The organism is Devosia sp. J2-20 (assembly GCF_055808475.1).
This window is the reverse complement of sequence record NZ_CM147870.1, coordinates 3691818-3711662: the sequence shown is the minus strand read 5'-3', so window position 1 is coordinate 3711662 and position 19845 is coordinate 3691818. Positions and strand designations below refer to the sequence as shown.

At 61.9% G+C, this 19845-nt stretch carries 12 protein-coding genes and 2 pseudogenes; 10 read left to right on the top strand and 4 right to left on the bottom strand.

Features of this window, described 5'->3' with window-relative positions; all coding sequences use genetic code 11:
- The first annotated feature begins 100 nt into the window (after window positions 1-100).
- Entirely contained in the window at window positions 101-724 is a 624-nt protein-coding gene (locus tag AC0L37_RS18450; protein ID WP_282222393.1) for a DUF1294 domain-containing protein, read from the top strand.
- An 11-nt stretch (window positions 725-735) separates the two neighbouring features.
- On the opposite strand, the gene aceA is transcribed toward AC0L37_RS18450, so the two are convergent.
- Together aceA and AC0L37_RS18440 are read right to left on the bottom strand one after the other, a co-directional pair.
- Window positions 736-2019, bottom strand: coding sequence for an isocitrate lyase (gene aceA, locus AC0L37_RS18445; protein WP_269371371.1), 1284 nt, complete (start codon window positions 2017-2019; stop codon window positions 736-738).
- Window positions 2020-2125: 106 nt separating this feature from the next.
- A complete protein-coding gene (locus AC0L37_RS18440; protein WP_212660040.1) occupies window positions 2126-2356 on the bottom strand; it encodes a hypothetical protein in 231 nt (76 codons plus the stop codon).
- Window positions 2357-2520: 164 nt separating this feature from the next.
- Here AC0L37_RS18440 and AC0L37_RS18435 point away from each other — a divergent pair, with 164 nt between their 5' ends.
- The gene (locus AC0L37_RS18435) at window positions 2521-3927 is read left to right on the top strand and encodes a helix-turn-helix domain-containing protein (protein WP_282222394.1); all 1407 of its coding nucleotides are present in this window, start codon (window positions 2521-2523) and stop codon (window positions 3925-3927) included.
- A gap of 6 nt (window positions 3928-3933) precedes the next feature.
- Here the strand turns inward: AC0L37_RS18435 and AC0L37_RS18430 are convergent, their stop codons facing one another.
- Together AC0L37_RS18430 and AC0L37_RS18425 are read right to left on the bottom strand one after the other, a co-directional pair.
- Window positions 3934-4644: a helix-turn-helix transcriptional regulator gene (locus tag AC0L37_RS18430; protein WP_282222395.1), complete on the bottom strand. Its 711-nt coding sequence runs from the start codon at window positions 4642-4644 to the stop codon at window positions 3934-3936.
- Window positions 4645-4824: 180 nt separating this feature from the next.
- Window positions 4825-5835, bottom strand: a complete 1011-nt coding sequence (locus tag AC0L37_RS18425) for an aldose epimerase family protein (RefSeq protein ID WP_212660043.1) — start codon at window positions 5833-5835, stop codon at window positions 4825-4827.
- Window positions 5836-5958: 123 nt separating this feature from the next.
- On the opposite strand from AC0L37_RS18425, the gene AC0L37_RS18420 reads away from it, so the two are divergent.
- The 8 genes and pseudogenes from AC0L37_RS18420 (at window position 5959) to murJ (ending at window position 19816) form a co-directional block, all read left to right on the top strand.
- Complete coding sequence (locus tag AC0L37_RS18420) at window positions 5959-7002, top strand: LacI family DNA-binding transcriptional regulator (RefSeq protein WP_282222396.1); 1044 nt, start codon at window positions 5959-5961, stop codon at window positions 7000-7002.
- A 91-nt stretch (window positions 7003-7093) separates the two neighbouring features.
- Window positions 7094-8556 (top strand): annotated as a pseudogene (gene xylB, locus AC0L37_RS18415) (xylulokinase).
- On the top strand, window positions 8553-9860 hold the full coding sequence (xylA, locus tag AC0L37_RS18410; RefSeq protein WP_212660045.1) for a xylose isomerase: 1308 nt from the start codon (window positions 8553-8555) through the stop codon (window positions 9858-9860). The pseudogene xylB and the gene xylA overlap by 4 nt, the downstream one beginning before the upstream one ends.
- A gap of 143 nt (window positions 9861-10003) precedes the next feature.
- The gene (locus AC0L37_RS18405; protein ID WP_282222397.1) at window positions 10004-11629 is read left to right on the top strand and encodes a glycoside hydrolase family 43 protein; all 1626 of its coding nucleotides are present in this window, start codon (window positions 10004-10006) and stop codon (window positions 11627-11629) included.
- 140 nt (window positions 11630-11769) lie between these two features.
- Window positions 11770-12582 (top strand): DUF2189 domain-containing protein, encoded by an 813-nt coding sequence (locus AC0L37_RS18400; RefSeq protein ID WP_282222398.1) that lies wholly within the window; start codon window positions 11770-11772, stop codon window positions 12580-12582.
- A 179-nt stretch (window positions 12583-12761) separates the two neighbouring features.
- A complete protein-coding gene (gene mutS, locus AC0L37_RS18395; protein WP_282222399.1) occupies window positions 12762-15476 on the top strand; it encodes a DNA mismatch repair protein MutS in 2715 nt (904 codons plus the stop codon).
- A pseudogene (locus tag AC0L37_RS18390) lies at window positions 15457-18253 on the top strand ([protein-PII] uridylyltransferase). The gene mutS and the pseudogene AC0L37_RS18390 overlap by 20 nt, the downstream one beginning before the upstream one ends.
- A 3-nt stretch (window positions 18254-18256) precedes the next feature.
- Window positions 18257-19816 (top strand): murein biosynthesis integral membrane protein MurJ, encoded by a 1560-nt coding sequence (gene murJ / locus AC0L37_RS18385; protein ID WP_282222400.1) that lies wholly within the window; start codon window positions 18257-18259, stop codon window positions 19814-19816.
- The last annotated feature ends 29 nt before the right edge of the window (window positions 19817-19845 follow it).

The following is a 19845-nucleotide window of genomic DNA, read 5'->3' as shown; positions in this document are numbered from 1 at the left end:
CCGGCCCAATGCTGGCCATTTTTGTTGACCAAGCTGCTTTCCGATCAGACCTCGTTAACGCGCAGCGAATAAGTCTGTGGCCTGAAAGTAGTAGGGTGTGATGACGCGTTCTGGCGAGCTGGTGCAGTGGAATAATAAGGGCGGCTACGGCTTCGTGCGCGATCAGGCGGGCAATGATTTCTATGTCCACATTTCCAAGCTCGTTGATGGCCAATTGCGTCCCCGCATTGGCGATCAGCTGACCTTTTCGATCGCTACCGGCCGCAATGGCCGCCCTGCCGCGATCAATGTCGCGGTGTCCCAGGCCGCCCCGATACCCAATCGGACAATGCGCGACATCAAGCGCTCACCGAGCTCGTTGTCGAGCTACAAGGTGGGGCTGCGGACTGCGGCGGCCACGGTGATGACCCTGCTGATTCTGCTGGCCATAGCGACCGAGCGTGTGCCGGTCTGGTTTGGTGGTAGCTATGCCCTGATGGGAGCGGCATCCGCCCTGCTCTATCGCTTCGACAAGCTCTATGCGCTCAGCGGCCGATGGCGGGTCAGTGAGACCAATCTGCATGTCGTCGATTTCTGCTTTGGCATTATCGGCGGGCTGGCAGCCCAGGAAGTCTATCGCCACAAGACGGTCAAACCGCGCTTTGTTGCCGCCACCTGGACCATTGCGCTGGTGCATGTGATCGGGCTGGCGGCGCTGGCCCTGGGTTGGGTCAGCGTCGCCTAGCCCTGAGCGGGCTAGTGGAACTGGGCGGTCTCGGTTGATTCGCCCATTGCGGTCGTGGCGCTCTTGCCCTGGCTGACTGCCATCGAGACCGCATCGAAATAGCTCGTGCCCACTTCACGCTGGTGCCGCACCGCTGAAAACCCATGTTGTTCTGCCGAGAACTCGGCCTGCTGCAGCCGGGAATACCCCGCCATGCCATCGGCCTTGTAGGCGCGGGCCAGCTCAAAGGTGGACAGGCTCAGATTGTGGAAGCCGGCCAGCGTGATGAACTGGTATTTATAGCCCATCGCCGCAATCTCGCGCTGGAAGCTGGCCATGGCGGCTTCGTCCATATGCTTGGCCCAGTTGAAGCTGGGCGAGCAGTTATAGGCCAGCATCTGTTCCGGATGCACCTTGCGCACCGCTTCAGCGAACTTGCGGGCTTCGGCCAGATCGGGCTTGCTGGTCTCGCACCAGATCAGATCGGCATAGGGCGCATAGGCAATACCGCGGGCAATGGCAGCATCGATACCGCCCTTGAGCCGGTAGAACCCTTCGGCGGTACGTTCGCCGGTGACAAAGGGTGCATCCTGCTCGTCAATGTCGGAGGTGATCAGTCGGGCGGCTTCGGCATCTGTGCGCGCCATGATCAGCGTGGGCACCCCCATCACATCGGCGGCCAGCCGGGCGGCATTGAGCGTGCGGATGAACTGGCTGGTCGGCACCAGCACCTTGCCACCGAGATGGCCGCACTTCTTCTCGCTCGCCAGCTGATCCTCGAAATGCACGGCGGCCGCGCCCGCTTCGATCATTGCCTTCATCAGCTCGAACGCGTTCAGGGCCCCGCCAAATCCCGCCTCGGCATCGGCAATGATGGGCACGAAGAAATCCAGATCTGTCGTCGAAATACCGTCGGTGCGCTCCATGGTCTGGATCTGGTCGGCGCGCTGCAGCGCCTTGTTGATGCGCTTGACCACGGCGGGCACGCTATCGACCGGGTAAAGGCTCTGGTCAGGATACATATTGCCGCTGCTATTGGCGTCTGCCGCCACCTGCCAGCCCGACAGATAGATCGCTTTGAGCCCCGCCTTGACCTGCTGCACTGCCTGATTGCCGGTAAACGTGCCCAGCGTCGGCACAAAGTCTTCATTCTGCAGCAGGTTCCATAATTGCCTGGCGCCGTGCTCGGCCAGGGTGTGGCGGATGGGCAGTGAACCCGCCAGCCGCTCCACATCGCTGGGTGCATAGTTGCGGGCAATATTGCGCCAACGATCCGGGGCGTAGTCGGGGGCGGCAAATTTTGGTTGGTCGAGCATGTTTTCCTCCTCAGGGCATGGCTCCGCCGGTCCGGTGGGCCGGCGTATTCAGTGATTCACGTGGAACAAAGGGGTGTGGTCTGCTGTGCGCTGTCGATTGGCCTGTCTACGAAGCCAGCACCTTGCGGCTGAAGGTGGCAGCAATCATGCCGTCGCCGGAAAACAGCTCGGTGCTGCCCTGCCCGCCCACCAGCGAAAACTGGTGCCGCCCGATCTTGCCGGCAATGGCATAGCCCTGGCTGGCCAGGTTACGGGATTTGAACTGGGCCATGGCCTCAACGGCGGTCGGGGCAATGATGGTCAGGTATTCTTCGCGTTCGCTGATTGAAGGGCTCATCCGAAAGTCTCCTCGTTTGTGTCTGTAAAGATTTGACAAATGCCTCAAACATGCAAGGAATAAGCGCACAAGGCCCAGTAACGCTGTAAAGTGCGACACAAGTCGTCATGTCGTTTTTGTAAATACTGTAAAGAAAATGCTGGCAAAATTGCCGGGAGGAGCCGATGAACGAGCATGCAGACATGCAGATTGGCGGGCGCATCAAGCGCCTGCGCCGGACGCGCAAGTTGGCGCAGGCTGATCTGGCTGCGGCGCTCGGTATTTCTGCCAGCTATCTCAATCTGATCGAACACAATCGGCGCAAGGTCACCGTGCCCTTGCTGTTTGCCATTGCTGGCCATTTCGGCGTCGAACCGGGCGAACTGGTCGACAGCGATGAGGGACGCTTGCTGGGCGATCTGATGGAAGCCTTTGGCGACGACATCTTTGCTGATAGCGACGTGACGAACCTTGAAATCCGCGATCTGGCCCAGGCCAATCCGGCGGCCGCCCGCGCCATTCTCAAGCTCTATGACCGCTATCGTCTGGTCGCAAAATCCAGTGGAACGCCCGCCGCAGAGGGCGTCGGCGAACCCTTTCATCTGGCAACGGACGCGATTTCCGACTTCCTGCAGGAAAATGCCAACCACTTCCCGGCGCTTGAGGCAGCCGCAGAACGTGTTCGCGCCGATATTGACCGCTCGGGTGACAGCTTCGAGTTCGGCCTGCGCATCTATCTGCTCAACGTGTTCGGTGTCGAAACGCGACTGGCCTCATTGCCCCACGGCATTGCCCGCCAGTTCGACGAGCGACGCAGCCACCTGCTGGTCTCCGACATTCTGCCCACCGAATCCGCTTTGTTTCTGGTGGCCCATCAACTGGGGCAGTTGGCGGTGGCAGGTGAAATCGAGGCGATTATCGCGGCGTCGAGCCTGCCCGAGGGCGATGCGCCAATCCTGGCGCGCAATGTGCTCTCGGCCTATTTCGCCGCCGCGCTGATCATGCCCTATGAGCCGTTTCTGCGTGCCTGCCGCGACTATCGCTACGATATCGAACGCGTTGGGCGCCGTTTTGGCGCCAGTTTCGAGCAGGTCTGTCATCGCATGACCACGCTGCAACGCCCTGGTGCATCGGGCATTCCGCTGCATCTGGTGCGCACCGATATTGCCGGCAATATCTCCAAGCGCTTCTCGCTTTCGGGCATCCATATTCCGCGCCACTCGGGCGCCTGCCCGCGCTGGAATATCTATTCGGCGTTTCTGGCGCCAGAACGGATCAATATCCAGCTCAGCCAGATGCCCGACGGGCAGCGCTATTTCTGTATTGCCCGCACCATCGTCAAAGGCGACCACCGCTACAATGCGCCGCGCCGCTATATGTCGATCGGTCTGGGCTGTTCGATCCACCATGCCAAGGAGCTGATCTATTCCGATGGCATGGACCTGACCGGCGACAGCCAGATGGTCCCGATCGGCGTGGGCTGCCGCATCTGTCCGCGCATGGAATGCGGCCAGCGCGCCCATCCTCCGGCCGACCATCGCTTCGAGCTCGATCAGGCCAACCGCCCCGAAAGCCTCTATGCCCGGATGTAACCGACTTCAGGACCGATCGGGTCCGAGATGGCGGAATTCTTCGGGCCAACTGTCGCGCCATTCGCGCTCCAGCACTGCCCGGCGCTTGCCATAGCGCGCCTCTGTCACCGTTAGCGTGACGATGCGGTCAGTGCGAAAATTACGGAATGCATTGCGCAGACAGCACCAGGCGGCAATGGTTTGCTTGCCCTCATAATAGGCCAGTTGCACCGGCCAGATGGTGCGCTCGGATGGATTTCCAGCCTCATCGGAATAGGCAATGCGTAGCGCCCTTTCGGTCCGCATCGCCTGCCGCACCTGCCCCAATATCGGCATCGGTTTTTTGGTGCTCCACACCGCCACGGGCCACAGCCCGGTATCATTGATCCGGTCGCGCAGGTCTTCGGGCGAGGCGGTGGCAATCTTGGCCAAAGCATTGTGGGCGGCGGCCCCCAACCCATCATCGGGTTGTGCCCCGACCCAGCGCGCGCCCAGCACCAGCGCTTCGAGTTCTTCGGGGGTAAACATCAGGGGCGGCAGGAAAAATCCGGGTTTCAGCATATAGCCAACCCCCGCTTCGCCATCGATCGGGGCACCCAGCCCGATAAGGGTCTGGACGTCGCGATAGAGCGTGCGCACCGAAACGTTCTGCTCCTCGGCCAGCGCGGCGGCGGTGACCGGGCGTCGGTGGCGGCGCAGGGCATCCATAATGGCGAACAGCCGCTCGGTCTTGTCCATGACCAGATCTCCTCAGCCGCTCCGGCACCCCAGATCGCCGGAACGGCGCCAGGCGCTGCACCAGCCAGAGCCGTCCGGACACGCTTGGTTCGTGCCATTCTCGCCTCCTGCACTATTGCAGGAGCATCATCTCACCACGCTGCTGACGGGCGGTGGCAGCAGCGTGGCGCAGGTCAGGTCTTAGCCGATCTCGATTTCGCACCAATGGCTATAGGGCCGCTCTGGCGAATAGATCACATTGGGGAAGTGCGGATTATGCACGGCGTCAGCAAAGGCCTGATCTTCAAGGCAAAAGCCCGAATGCTTGCCATAATGCTTGCCATTCAGGCCCGGCACGGGAACATCGGTCCATACCCCGTTATAGACCTGTACGCCCGGCCGGTCGCTCCACAGCTTGAGCGTCAGCGACTCATCCGGCGCAACGACCGTGGCGATCGGGTCGGCATGCTTGCGGCCGGTATCGAGCACCATGCCCACATCATAAGCCACGGGATGTCCATCCGCGTCACGCATGGTGCGTGGGGTGCGCAAATCAAACTTGGTGCCGCGTGATGGCAGGATGGCCCCCGTTGGTGCCAGATCGTCGCCCAGCTCGGTAATGGCGCTCGAATTGACCTGAATGGCGTGGTCCAGCACGTCATCGGTCGTGCCCAGATTGAAATACTGGTGCTGTACCAGACTGATCGGGGTCGCCGTATCGGTGGTGGCGGCGAGCTCGAGGCGCAGCGCATTGCCCTTGAGCGAATAGGTCGCCGAGAAATTGACATTGCCCGGATAGCCCATGGCGCCATCCGGGCTGAAATGGGTGAAACGCACCGCGTTATTGGCCTCATCGACCTGCCCCTGCCAGACTTGGCGTCCCAGACCTTCCTCGCCGCCATGCAATTGCAGCGAACCGGCATTGGGCGGCAACTGGTAGGTCTTGCCGTTCAGCTCAAACGATGCGTTTTTGATTCGATTGGCTACCCGGCCGGCCAGAGCGCCGAAATGCGGGCTGTGTTCGAGATAGGCTTCAAGGCTATCAAACCCCAGCACCACGGTGCGCTCCCCATTGGCAACCGGCACCCGCCAGTCGCGGACAGCCACGCCGTAACCGATCAGATCGACCGTTACCCCGGTGTCGCTGACCAGCCGAAACTGATCCACCCGCTTGTCGTTGAACGTGCCGAAATTCGAGACCGCGATGGCCATGGTCAGCTCCCCCTTGTGAATTTGGCGCAAGGTCTATCCTGCTTTCGCCGATAGCTGCAACGTCGCACTTGACCTTTTGGTGATGACTGCCAAAGCTCCGGCCAGGCAATTCAAGGAGCATGCGTGAACGAGATCGGGTTGAAACGCCGCGCCACCGTCCATGACGTGGCCCGCGCTGCCGGCGTATCCCTCGCCACCGTGGATCGGGTTCTCAATGGCCGACCCGGCGTCCGCGCCGTCACGGCTGAAAAGGTCGAGGCTGCCATCGCCGAAATCGGCTTTCAGCGTGATCTGTCGGCCTCGCTGCTGGCACGAGCGCGCGATCTGCGCCTGAGCTTCTTCATTCCCGATGGCTCCAATGAATTCATGACCAGCCTCGCCGAGGCCGTGACCCGCCGCGCCGGACCCGCCCTGGCCGAGCGCATGCATATCCGCACCCGCCGCATCAAGGCACTCGATGGCGACGCGCTGGCCCAGGCCCTGGACGCGCTTGAACCCCCTGATTGCGATTGCGCCATCATTGTTGCCAGCCAGGAGCCATCGGTGGTCACCGCTGTCGATGATGCCACGCGGCGCGGCATAGCCGTCATGACTCTGGTGTCCGACCTGCCCGGCACACAGCGCCGCCATTTCATCGGTATCGACAATGTCGCGGCGGGTCGCACGGCAGCCTCGCTGATGGGGCGCTTCCTGCCCCAGGGCGGTAAGGTTGCCGTCATCGCCGGTTCGCTGCATCTGCGCGATCATATTGATCGGCTTGGTGGTTTTCAGTCTGCTCTGGCCGCCGAATTTGGTGCCGTTGAACTGCTTGGGCCCATTGAGGGGCATGACGAGCGTCGGGAAACCCAGGCCATTGTCGGCGATTTGCTGGCACGCCACCCCGATCTGGCAGGGATCTATAATCTGGGTGCCGGTAATGCCGGTCTTGTAGCGGCGCTTGAGGAATCGGCGCGTTCAGGCGCCATTCGCGTCATTGCCCATGAACTGACCGAACCCACCCGACGGGGCCTGCAATCGGGCGCCATCGACGTTGTTCTGGACCAGAATCCGGACGGCGAAATTCGTGAGGCGCTGACCGCTGCACGGACCCTGGCTTTGGGTGGTAATACCATCGGCGCGGCCGACCCCATTGAAATCGGTATTTTCCTGCGCGACAATCTGCGCTAATAACAGCGCCATTCATCAAACCGGCGTGGCCCGAAACGGGCTGGGAGGACGTTCAGATGTTTCACATGACCAGACTTGAGGTACGTGCCTCATGACCTATCTCGGCATTGATATCGGCACTTCGGGCGTCAAGGTCCTGCTGATCGACGAGCATGGCCGCGCGCTCGGCGAAGCCTCCGCTGCCGCTGTCGAGCCCGTGCGCCCCCATCCCGGATGGTCCGAACAGAACCCGACCGACTGGTGGACAGCGACATTGGCTGCTGTGGACGCGCTGTCCAAATCGCATCCCAGTGAACTCGCCGCGGTGCGCGGCATTGGCCTGTCCGGCCACATGCATGGCGCCACCCTGCTCGACAAGAATGACGACGTTCTGCGCCCCTGCATCCTGTGGAACGACGGTCGCTCGGCAGCTGAATGCGTCGAAATGGAAGCGGCGCTGCCAGGTTTGCGCGCCATTGCCGGCAATATCGCCATGCCCGGCTTTACCGCCCCCAAGATTGCCTGGGTGCGCAAGCACGAACCCGAAATCTTCGCCAGAATTGCCAAGGTTCTGCTGCCCAAGGCCTATATCCGCCTTCTGCTGACCGGCGAGCATGTCGAGGACATGTCCGATGCCGCCGGCACGCTCTGGCTCGATGTCGGCAAGCGCGACTGGTCCGATGAACTCCTGGCCGTGACCGGCCTCAATCGCGGCCACATGCCGGCGCTGGTCGAAGGTTCGGCCCCCTCGGGCGCGCTGAAACGCGAATTTGCCCAGCGCTGGGGCATGGATGCCAATGTCGTGGTCGCCGGTGGTGCCGGTGACAATGCCGCCTCGGCCTGCGGGATTGGTGCCATTCGGCCCGGCGAAGGCTTCGTTTCGCTGGGCACCTCGGGCGTGCTGTTCGTCTCCAACGACAAGTTCCGCCCCAATACCGAAGGTGCCGTGCATGCCTTTTGCCATGCCGTGCCCGATACTTGGCACCAAATGGGCGTGATCCTCTCGGCCACCGATTCGCTGAACTGGCTGAGCAAGATCACCGGCCAGAAACAGGCCGCCTTGTCTGGTGCCGCCGAAGCCCAGTTCACTGGGCCGGGCGAGGAAATCTTCCTGCCCTATCTTTCGGGTGAACGCACCCCGCACAACAATGCGGGCGCGCGCGGCAGCTTTGTCGGCCTTAGCCATCTTTCCGACCCGGCTAGGCTCGCCCAGGCTGTCATGGAGGGCGTGACCTTTGCCTTCCGCGACAGCCAGCGCGTGCTGGCTGACGCCGGCACCAGGATCGATCGCCTGCTGGCAGTGGGGGTGGCTCCAGAAGCGCATTGTGGCTCAAGATGATCGCCACCAATCTCGACATGGAAATCGCCCTGCCCGAGGACGGCGACTTTGGCGGCGCTCTGGGGGCTGCCCGCCTTGGGCTGTGCGCTGCGGAGGGCGCCGGCCCATCCACGGTGATGACCATGCCGCCAATCAAGACTGTCATTGCGCCCGACAAGACCCTGTCGGCCGCCTATTCCGATCAATATGCGCGCTTTTCTGCGCTCTACCCCGCCATCGAGGAGGCAATTTCGTGACTGATTTTTTCAAGGGCATTGCGCCGGTAAAGTTTGAAGGGCCAGACAGCACCAATCCGCTGGCCTATCGCCACTACAACAAGGACGAGATCGTCGCTGGCAAGCGCATGGAGGATCATATCCGCCCCGGCGTCGCCTACTGGCACACTTTTGCCTATGAGGGCGGCGACCCGTTTGGCGGTCGCACCTATGATCGTCCCTGGTTCGACAATGGTATGGATGGCGCGCGCATGAAGGCCGATGTGGCCTTCGAACTGTTCGATCTGCTCGATGTGCCCTTCTTCTGCTTCCACGACGCCGATATTGCACCCGAAGGCGCCACGCTCGCCGAATCCAACCGCAACGTGCGCGCCATTGGCGAGATATTCGCCCGCAAGATGGAAACCAGCCGCACCCGGCTGCTCTGGGGCACCGCGAACCTGTTCTCCAACCGTCGCTACATGTCGGGCGCCGCCACCAATCCTGATCCGGAGGTCTTTGCCTATGCCGCTGGCCAGGTGAAGAACGTGCTGGAGCTGACCCACGAACTGGGTGGCGCCAACTATGTGCTGTGGGGTGGTCGTGAGGGCTATGAGACCCTGCTCAATACCAAGATCGGTCAGGAACAGGACCAGATGGGCCGCTTCCTGCACATGGTCATCGAGCATGCCCACAAGATCGGCTTCAAGGGCCAGATCCTGATCGAACCCAAGCCGCAGGAACCCTCCAAGCACCAGTATGATTTTGACGTCGCCACCGTCTATGGCTTCCTCAAGAAGTACGGTCTGGAAAAGGATGTGAAGTGCAATATCGAGGTCGGCCACGCCTTCCTCGCCAACCACACTTTTGAGCACGAACTGGCGTTGGCTGCCTCGCTGGGCATTCTCGGTTCGGTCGACGCTAACCGCAATGACATCCAGTCCGGCTGGGACACCGACCAGTTCCCCAACAATGTTCCCGAAACCACGCTGGCTTTCTACCAGATCCTCAAGGCCGGTGGGCTGAACTCGGGTGGCTGGAACTTCGACGCCAAGCTGCGCCGCCAGTCGATCGACCCGGCTGACCTGCTGCATGGCCACATTGGCGGTCTCGATGTGCTCGCCCGCTCGCTCAAGGCCGCTGCGGCCCTGATCGAAGACGGCACCTATGACAAGACGGTCGACGAGCGCTATGCCGGCTGGAATTCGCCCGATGGCAAGGCGATCCTTGATGGCAAGGTGTCACTGGCCGATCTGGCTGCCAAGGTCGAGGCGGAAAACATCAACCCGCAGCCACGCTCGGGTCAGCAGGAATATCTCGAAAACCTGATCAACCGTTTCGTCTGATTCGCAGGGACGGATCGTCACCCTCGGGCTTGACCCGAGGGCCCTTCATTTACCAGCGCACCGCAAGTGCAAAGCCCTCGGGACAAGCCCGAGGGTGACGCGTGGTTGTGGTGTTGGCATTTCGCTTCGCAAAGGCCCCCATCATGCCGCAAATTACCAATCCCATTCTGCCCGGCTTTAATCCGGACCCCTCCATTCTGCGCGTCGGCGATGATTATTATATCGCCACCTCGACCTTTGAATGGTTTCCAGGCGTGCAGATCCACCACTCCAAGGACCTCGCCAACTGGACGCTTGTGACGCGTCCGCTCAACCGCAAGACCCAGCTCGACATGCGCGGCGACCCCGATAGCTGTGGCGTCTGGGCCCCCTGCCTCACCCATGACGGCGAAAAATTCTGGCTGGTCTATACCGACGTCAAGCGCAAGGACGGCTCGTTCAAGGACGCGCACAATTACATCGTCTGGGCCGATAAGATCGAGGGCCCCTGGTCCGACCCGATCTATACCAATTCCTCGGGTTTCGACCCCAGCCTGTTCCACGATGATGATGGCCGCAAATGGTTCGTCAACATGACCTGGGACCACCGCCGCCGGCCATTGCTGTTCGCCGGTATTGCGCTGCAGGAGTTTGATCCGATCGCCGAAAAGCTCGTCGGGCCGGTCAAGAATATCTATCAGGGCACCGACCTTAAGCTGGTCGAAGGTCCGCACCTCTACAAGCGCAACGGCAAGGACGGCAAACCCTGGTATTATCTGCTCACCGCGGAAGGCGGCACAGCCTATGATCATGCGGTGACCTTTGCCCGTTCGCGCAATATCGATGGTCCCTACGAAACCCATCCCGACAAACACATCCTGACCTCAAAGGACGCGCCGTTTGCGGCCCTGCAGCGGGCCGGCCATGGCGATCTGGTCGAGACTCCCGAGGGCAAGACCTTCCTTGTGCATCTGACCGGTCGCCCCACCACGCAGGATCGTCGCTGTGTTCTGGGCCGCGAAACCGCGATCCAGGAAGCCTATTGGGGCGATGACGACTGGATTCACGTGAAACAGGGTCCCGTGCCATCGCTGCATGTCGAGGTGCCCGGCACCCGTGACGAGACATCCTACTGGGCAGAGCAGCGCTACAGCTTCGACAAGGGCTTGCCCGTTGACTTCCAGTGGCTGCGCACGCCCGAGCCAGAACGCATCTTCAATACCGATAGTGGCAAGCTGCGCCTGATCGGCCGGGAGTCGATTGGCTCGTGGTTCGAGCAGTCGCTGGTGGCCCGCCGCCAGACTCATTTCAGCTATGATGCCGAAACCACCGTCGATTTTACGCCTGCCGATGAGCGGACCATGGCGGGTCTGACCGCCTATTACAGCCGCTACAATTTCTTCTATCTGGCGGTGACAGCCCATTCTGACGGCAAACGCGAATTGCTGATCATGAGCTCGGAGATGAGCTGGCCCGATGGCAATCTGGAATTCCCGGCCGATCCTGTATCGATCCCCGATACCGGCAAGATCCGGCTGGCGCTCACCATCCGTGGCCGCGCCCTGCAGTTCTTCTATGCCCTCGAAGGTCAGGATCTGCAGCCGGTCGGCCCGGTGCTCGATGCCTCGCTGCTCTCGGACGAGTGTGGTGGGCACCAGGCCCATGGCAGCTTCACCGGTGCCTTTGTGGGCGTGGCGGCACAGGACCTGAACGGCACGGCCAAGACGGCCGATTTCGACTACTTCACCTATCGCCCCGTCCAGCATCATTCCGATCGCTACGAAATCTGATCACGATATCCCAAGCCGGGGCAGACAGCGCCCCGGTTCGGGTTTAACCTCACCCCTCTCAGACCGCGTTCGCTTCGACCGCCCCGTATCTGACTGGCCGTCCTGGCGCACGCTCTCTGCAACAGGGGAGGAGGACGGACATGGCCCATTTCCATGTGATTTCCGGTGCCGGCGACAAGCTCGACCTGCCTGTCATTCGCCACATTTCGATCGCAGACCTGGGCGATGTCCTGCGTCTGGCGCTCGCCGATTTCTGGGAGAAGCCCAGCCACTACGCCATGCTGGCCATCATCTATCCCATTGTCGGCATCGTGCTGACCGTGTGGATGAACGGCTACCACACATGGCCCCTGCTCTATCCGCTGATCGGTGGCTTTGCCCTAATCGGACCCTTTGCCGCCCTGGGCCTATATGAAATCTCTCGCCGCCGCGAACAGGGGCTTGAGGCCTCCTGGGGCCATGCCTTCGACGTGCTAAAATCTCCCGCCATTGGCTCGATTGCCGCTGTCGGGGTCATGCTGCTGGTGCTGTTCACGCTCTGGCTGACCACAGCGCAGGCGCTCTATGAAAGCCTGTTCGGCGCCACCACGCCGCAGACGCTGGACGGCTTGCTCGCGCAGATCTTCACCGAACCGGGCGGCACTACCCTGCTGATCGTGGGCACCATGCTGGGCGCGCTGTTTGCGCTGGCCACGCTGTGCACCAGCGTCATCGCCTTTCCATTGATGCTCGATCGCGATGTCGGGGCCTTTGTTGCGGTCGAGACCTCGTTCCGCGCCGTGCTGAAGAACCCCTTGCCAATGCTGGCCTGGGGCGCCCTGGTCGGGGCCGGATTGTTCATCGGTACCATCCCGCTCTTTGTCGGCCTGGCCATCATCATTCCGATCTTTGGCCATGCCACCTGGCACCTTTACCGCAAACTGATCGACAACGCATCGCTGATCCGCCAATAGGCCGTTGCCCGCCCCCGCCGGACCGCGCCTGCGCACGCTCTGCCCCCTACAGCTGGAGCGGTCCGCTCAAACGATAAAAACCACTGGCAAACCGGGTCGCAGCAGCGCTGTGCCCGGTTGGCTTCTGGTTGCGAAGCGCCTAAGTTCTGCGCTCTTTTGATCGCGAACCGCCCGAGCTTATGGACAAGACTTCTTCCCAGGCCGTCGCCAGCCCGCCACCGGCCACCCTCACGCCGATGATGGCGCAGTTTTTCGAGATCAAGGCGGTCAATCCCGGCTATCTGCTGTTCTATCGCATGGGCGATTTCTACGAACTGTTCTTTGAGGATGCCGAGATCGCCAGTGCTGCGCTGGGCATTGTGCTGACCAAGCGTGGCAAGCATCTGGGCGAAGACATCCACATGTGCGGCGTACCCATCCATGCCGCCAATGATTATCTCAACAAGCTGGTCAAGCTGGGCCATCGCGTCGCCATTTGCGAGCAGATGGAAGACCCCAAGGAAGCTAAAAAGCGCGGCGCCAAATCGGTGGTGCGCCGTGACGTTGTCCGCCTGATCACCGCTGGCACGCTGACCGAGGATGATCACCTCGATGCGCGCAGCTCCAATTTTTTGGCTGCCCTGTCAATGGTGCGCCATGGCGACACCGATTTCGCTCTGGCCTGGGCCGATGTCTCGACCGGCGAGACCTTTACCGCCGATCTGACCGCCGAACAGCTTCAGGATGAACTGGCCCGCATCAATCCTGCCGAATTCCTGCTAACCGAAGCCACCCGGCTGACCCTCGTCGACCGGCATCTGTTCGCGCCCGGCTGGGCCGATATCGCCCACGCAGCGCCCCCCGAGAGTTTTGACAGCGAAGCCGCCACGGCAACCCTGCGCGAGGCCTTCCCCGACGACACGTTCGATCCCTCGATCCTGTCGCGCGCCAGCCGCTCGGCTCTGGGGGCGATCCTCGCCTATGTGCGCGAAAGCCAGAAGGGGGTCGGCGTTGCCCTGCGCGCGCCCAAGGCCGAAACCACCAGCAAATACCTGGCCATTGATCAGGCCACCCGCTCCAGCCTGGAACTGCACCAGACCCAGCGCGGTCAGGCCCGCGGTTCGCTGCGACACGTCATCGATCTGACGGTGACCGCCCCCGGTTCGCGCCTGCTCTCGGCCCGTCTGGCCGCGCCGCTGGCCGATGCTGGTCAGATCAACGAACGCCTTGATGCGGTACAATTGCTGGCCAATGATACCATGCTGACCGGTCGGCTGCGCACCGACCTCAAGGCGGTACCCGATCTGGCCCGTGCCCTCACCCGGCTGGCGCTGGACCGCGGTGGTCCACGCGATCTGGTCGCCATCGGCAAGGCGATCAGCGCCGCCGCCGCGCTATCTGCCCATATTGCCGATCTGGCCGATGCGCCCGCAGTTCTTGTTCGACTGGCCCGGACTCTGGCTGCAGCGCCGCTACCGCTGGCTTCCCATCTCGCGCTGGCGCTTGACGATGAAGTTCCCCTGCTCAGCCGTGACGGTGGCTTTGTGCGTAAGGGCTATGATCAGACCCTTGATGACGAGCGGGCTCTGGCAAGCCAGACACGGGACGTGGTGGCGGCCCTGCAGGCACGGTTGATCGAGGAGACCGATGTTCGCTCCCTGAAAATCCGGCACAATGGTGTGCTGGGCTATTTCGTGGAAGTGCCAGCCGCCCATGGCACCAAGCTGCTTGAAGAGCCGCACCGCGACATCTTCATCCACCGCCAGACCATGGCCAATGCCATGCGGTTCACCACCACCGAGCTGGCCGATCTCGAAGGGCGCATCGCCAAGGCACACGAAGCCGCGCTCGATATTGAGCGCAAGGTCTTTGCCAGCCTGCGCTACGATGTGCTCAACCACACCGATGTGCTGCGCGGTCTGGCCGACGCCATTGCCGAGGCCGATGTCACCACGGCGCTGGCTCATCTGGCCGCCACGCGCCGCTATACCCGTCCTGATATCGACAACTCGCTGGCCTTTGACATTGTTGGCGGCCGCCACCCGGTCGTCGAAGACATGGTCATGGCCGAGGGCCAGAGCTTTGTTGCCAATGATGCTGATCTATCTGGTGACGATGCCAGCGGCGGCGGCCGGCTCTGGCTGGTCACGGGTCCCAATATGGGCGGTAAGTCCACCTTCTTGCGGCAGAATGCACTGATTGCCATTCTGGCGCAGATGGGCAGTTTTGTGCCCGCCATTTCTGCCCATATCGGTGTCATCGACCGGGTCTTTTCCCGCGTCGGCGCCAGCGACGACATCGCTCATGGCCGCTCCACCTTCATGGTTGAAATGGTCGAGACTGCCGCCATTCTCAATCGCGCCACCCGCCGCTCGCTGGTGGTGCTCGACGAGATCGGCCGCGGCACGGCAACCTTTGATGGCCTTTCCATCGCCTGGGCTGCCGTGGAGGCGCTGCATGAAACCACGGGTTGCCGCGCACTGTTCGCCACCCATTTCCACGAGCTGACCAGCCTCGCCAAAACCCTCAGCCGGGTCTCCAATGTCACCATGAAGGTGCGCGAATGGGAGGGCGAGGTTGTTTTTCTGCACGAGGTGGGGTCAGGGGCAGCGGACCGCTCCTACGGCATTCAGGTGGCACGACTGGCGGGTCTGCCCGAGCCGGTTCTCGCCCGTGCCCGTCAGGTGCTGACTGTTCTGGAACAGCGCTCGGCCGGAACCGCCTCTTCCAGCCAGAAAGCCACCGTGTTAGATGATTTACCGCTCTTTGCGCATAATGTGGCTCCGGCCCCGGTGCAAAAGGATCCCGTACTCACAGCGCTCGACGCGGTTCGCCCCGACGAGATGACACCCAAACAAGCCATCGAAGCGCTCTACGAACTAAAGAAAATCCGCGATGACGCTCGTCGAAGCTGAAGCCAAGCCGCGAAAATCGCTATTCGCCCTGAAGTCCGCCCAGACCATTCTGGGCGAGCTTGATGCTGCTATTGGTGATCACGCGCCCAAGTCCAGTGCCGCGCGCGCCGCTGTGCTCGCCCATATCCGCGAGACCCTGGCCCAGGCCCGCAAGCAGGCCGAGGCCGAGCTGATCGCCAGCGGCAAGGGTGTTCGCTGCGCCCAGAACCTGAGCAATGCCCAGGACGAGATCATCACCGCCGTGCACATGTTTGCCACGCGCCGTGTCTATCCGGTCGACAATCCCTCTGGCGCCGAAGCCATCGCACTGTCTCGCCGTGGGCGGTTATGGCCGCGGCACTCTGGCGCCGGGCAGCGATATCGATCTGCTGTTTATCCTGCCCTACAAGCAGACGCCCTGGGGCGAGCAGGTCACCGAGTACATTCTCTATATGCTGTGGGATCTGGGCCAGAAGGTCGGCCATGCCGTCCGATCGGTCGATGAGTGCATTCGCATGGCCAGCGCCGACATGACGGTGCGCACTGCCACGCTTGAAGCGCGCTTTGTGGCCGGCGACAAGGACTTGTTCCGCCAGCTGGTGCACCGGTTTGAAACCGAGATCATGCCCAGGACCGGCCCCGAGTTCATCGCCGCCAAAATGGCCGAGCGCGACGAGCGCCACAAGGTCATGGGCAATACGCGCTACGTCGTTGAACCCAATATCAAGGACGGCAAGGGCGGGTTGCGCGACCTCAATACGCTGTTCTGGATCGGTAAGTATTTCTATCAGGTCAAGACCAGCAATGAACTGGTCGGCAAGGGGGTGCTGAGCGCCTCCGAATACCGGATTTTTACCCGCGCCGACGACTTCCTCTGGGCCGTGCGCTGCCATCTGCATTTCCTGACCGGCCGCGCCGAGGAAAAGCTGACCTTCGACATGCAGCCCGAGCTGGCCGAACGCATGGGCTATGCCCAGCGTGTCGGCATGCTGGGTGTCGAGCGCTTCATGAAGCGCTATTTTCTGGTCGCCAAGGATGTGGGCGATCTGACCCGCATCATCTGCGCTTCGCTTGAGTTCAATCACGCCAAGGATATGGATCTGGTGGGCCGCGTGCTGGCCCCGTTCCGCCCGGGCCGCAGCAAGATCAAGGGCGAGACCGATTTCGTGCTCGACACCGGCCGGCTCAACATCGCCTCGCCCGATGTGTTCGAGAACGACCCGGTCAATCTGATCCGCATGTTTCTGGTCGCCGGGCGTGAACAATTGCTGTTTCACCCCGACGCCATCAAGCGCATCTCGCGCTCGCTGCGCCTGATTGACAGGAAGGTGCGGACCGATCCCCGGGCCAATGGCTATTTTCTGACCATTCTGACATCGCCCAAATCGGTCGAGCGCATTTTGCGGCAAATGAATGAGAGCGGTGTTCTGGGCAAGTTCGTGCCCGAATTTGGCAAGATCGTCGCTCTGATGCAGTTCAACATGTATCACCACTATACCGTCGATGAGCATCTGATCCGCTCCATCGGGGTAATGGCTGACATCGCCAATGGCGGACTGGCCGATCAACTGCCGCTGACCCATGAATTGCTGCCCCAGCTCAACGATACGCGCCTGCTTTACGTCGCGCTGTTTCTCCATGACATCGCCAAGGGCCGTCCCGAGGACCACTCCATTGCCGGTGCCCGCATTGCCCGCCGCTTCTGTCCGCGTCTGGGTCTGTCCGCCGCTGAAACAGACACCGTCTCCTGGCTGATCGAATATCACCTGCTGATGAGCGAGATCGCTCAGGCCCGCGATATTCAGGACCCCGAAACCGCCAAGGCCTTTGCCGATGTGGTGCAGTCCCCCCAGCGTCTGGCGCTGCTGATGATCCTGACCGCCTGCGATATTCGCGCGGTGGGGCCCGGCGTCTGGACCGGCTGGAAGGGCAGCCTGTTGCGCGCGCTCTATTATGCCACCGAGCCGCTGCTCTCGGGCGGCCACAGCCAGGTCACCCAGTCCGACCGCATCAATCAGGCCCGCGCCGAACTGGCCGATAGCCTCAAGGCCTGGCCGACCGAAGAGGTCCAGACCTATGTCGCGCGCCATTACGACCATTACTGGCTGCGCGCCGAACCCGAATTGCAGGTCGAACATGCCCGCATGATACGGCTGGCTGACAAGACCGATGAAGCCTTTGCCGGATCGATCCGCATTAAGGCGTTTGAGAGCATCACCGAGGTGTCGTTCTACACCCCTGACCACCCGCGACTGCTCTCGCTGATCGCTGGCGCCTGTACCATGCAGGATGCGTCGATCATCGGGGCGCAGATCTTCTCGACCCGCGACGGCCGCGCCATCGATACCTTCCGCCTGCGCCGCGCCTTCACTTCCGATGAAGACGAAAAAGTTCGCGCCACCCGCATCATCGATACCGTCAAGCAATTGCTGCAGGGCAAGCGCAATATCCTGATCGATCTGGGCAAGGACAGCCGGCTCAATCGCCGCCTGAAACCCTTTGCCCTGCCCACCCAGGTCACCGTCTCCAACGCCCTCTCGGAAAAATTCACGGTTATCGAGGTCTCGGGGCTCGATCGCACCGGCCTGCTGCATGCGCTGACCCATCAGATCGCCGATCTTAACCTGACCATTGGCTCGGCCCATATCGGCACTTACGGCGAAAAGGCCGTCGACGTGTTCTATGTCACCGACCTGATCGGTCAGAAGATCACCAGCAAGCCGCGGCAGCGCAAGATCCATGATTCGCTGATGGCGGTGTTTCACCCCAAGCTCGAGGCCAAGCCGAACAATGGCTAGCGCGTGAGCCTGTACCGCAATTTTCTCTCCGTGGGCGGGCTGACCCTGATCTCGCGCATTGCCGGCTTTGCCCGCGACGCGCTGATGGCCGCCGTGCTCGGCATCGGCCCCGCTGCCGACGCTTTCAACGCTGCGTTCCGCTTTCCCAATCTGTTCCGTCGGCTGTTCGCCGAAGGCGCCTTCAACACCGCCTTCGTGCCCATGTTCTCCAATGCGCTCGAGACGCAGGGCGACGAGGCGGCCAGACTGCTCGCCAGCCGTATCATGAGTTGGCTGGTCGCCACGATCGTCGTGGTGACCATTCTGGCCGAAATCTTCATGGAGCCCATCATGCGGGTCTTCGTACCCGGCTTTGATGACCCGGAAAAGTTCGCGTTGACCGTGTTTCTGACACGCATCATGTTCCCCTATCTTGCCTGCATGTCGCTGATGGCGGCCTATGGCGCCATCCTCAATACGCTGGGGCGCTTCTTTGCGGCCGCCTTTGCCCCCGTCATCCTCAATATCGTCAACATCGCCGCGCTCGTGCCGCTGGCCATTCTGGTGCTCGAAGACAAGGCTGACGCGGCCTTCTGGGTGGCCATTGCCACCATGCTGGGCGGCATCGCCCAATTGGCGCTGGTCTATGGCGCCGTTCGCCGCTCGGGCTTTGTGCCGCGTATCGGCCTGCCCCGACCCAACCCCGAAGTGCGCCGCTTCTGGATGCTGGCTGTTCCAGCGATCCTGGCGGGCGGCATCACCCAGATCAATATTCTGGTCGGCACGGTCATCGCGTCCAGCGTGGACGGCACGATTTCGATCCTCGGCTATGCCGACCGACTCTACCAATTGCCGCTGGGCATTATCGGCATTGCCATCGGCACCGTGCTGTTGCCAGAACTCAGCCGGCATCTGAGCGCTGGCCGCGACGTTGAGGCCGCCAGGAGCCAGGATCAGTCGCTTTTGCTCTCCATGCTGCTGGCCATGCCCGCCGCCGCCGCGCTGGCTGCGCTGTCAGTACCCATTGTCCGGGTCTTGTTCGAACGGGGCGCCTTTGATGCGGCCGCCACCGTGCCCGTGGCCGAAGCGCTTGTCGGCTTCGCCTGGGGCCTGCCCGCCTTCGTGCTTATCCGGGTGCTGCAGCCGGGCTTTTTCTCGCGCAAGGACACGGTCACCCCCACCGTCTTTGCCGGGCTGTCGGTTGTCGCCAATATCGGTATCTCGCTCTGGCTGTTTCCTTCGATGCAGCATGTCGGCATTGCACTGGCCACCACCATATCGTCCTGGCTCAATGCTGTGCTGCTCGCGCTGTTTCTGGCCCGGCGCGGCTATTTCGTGCTCACCCTCGTATCGCTGCGCAGGCATGTCCTGACCATTGCCAGCGCCCTGATAATGGCCGCCGCGCTCTATGTGCTGGGCCAGCGCGCGGAGGCGATCTTTGCGCCCGATGGCGCCTTGCTGACCCAGATTGCAGCGCTGTTTGCTATCTGCATGTTCGGCACCGTGCTCTATTTCACCCTGGTCCACGTCACCGGCGCTCAGCCTCTGGGCATGGTGCTGGCGCGGCTGCGCCGGCGTGGCTGACTTGCATCCTGATGGCCCGCCGGTGTAAT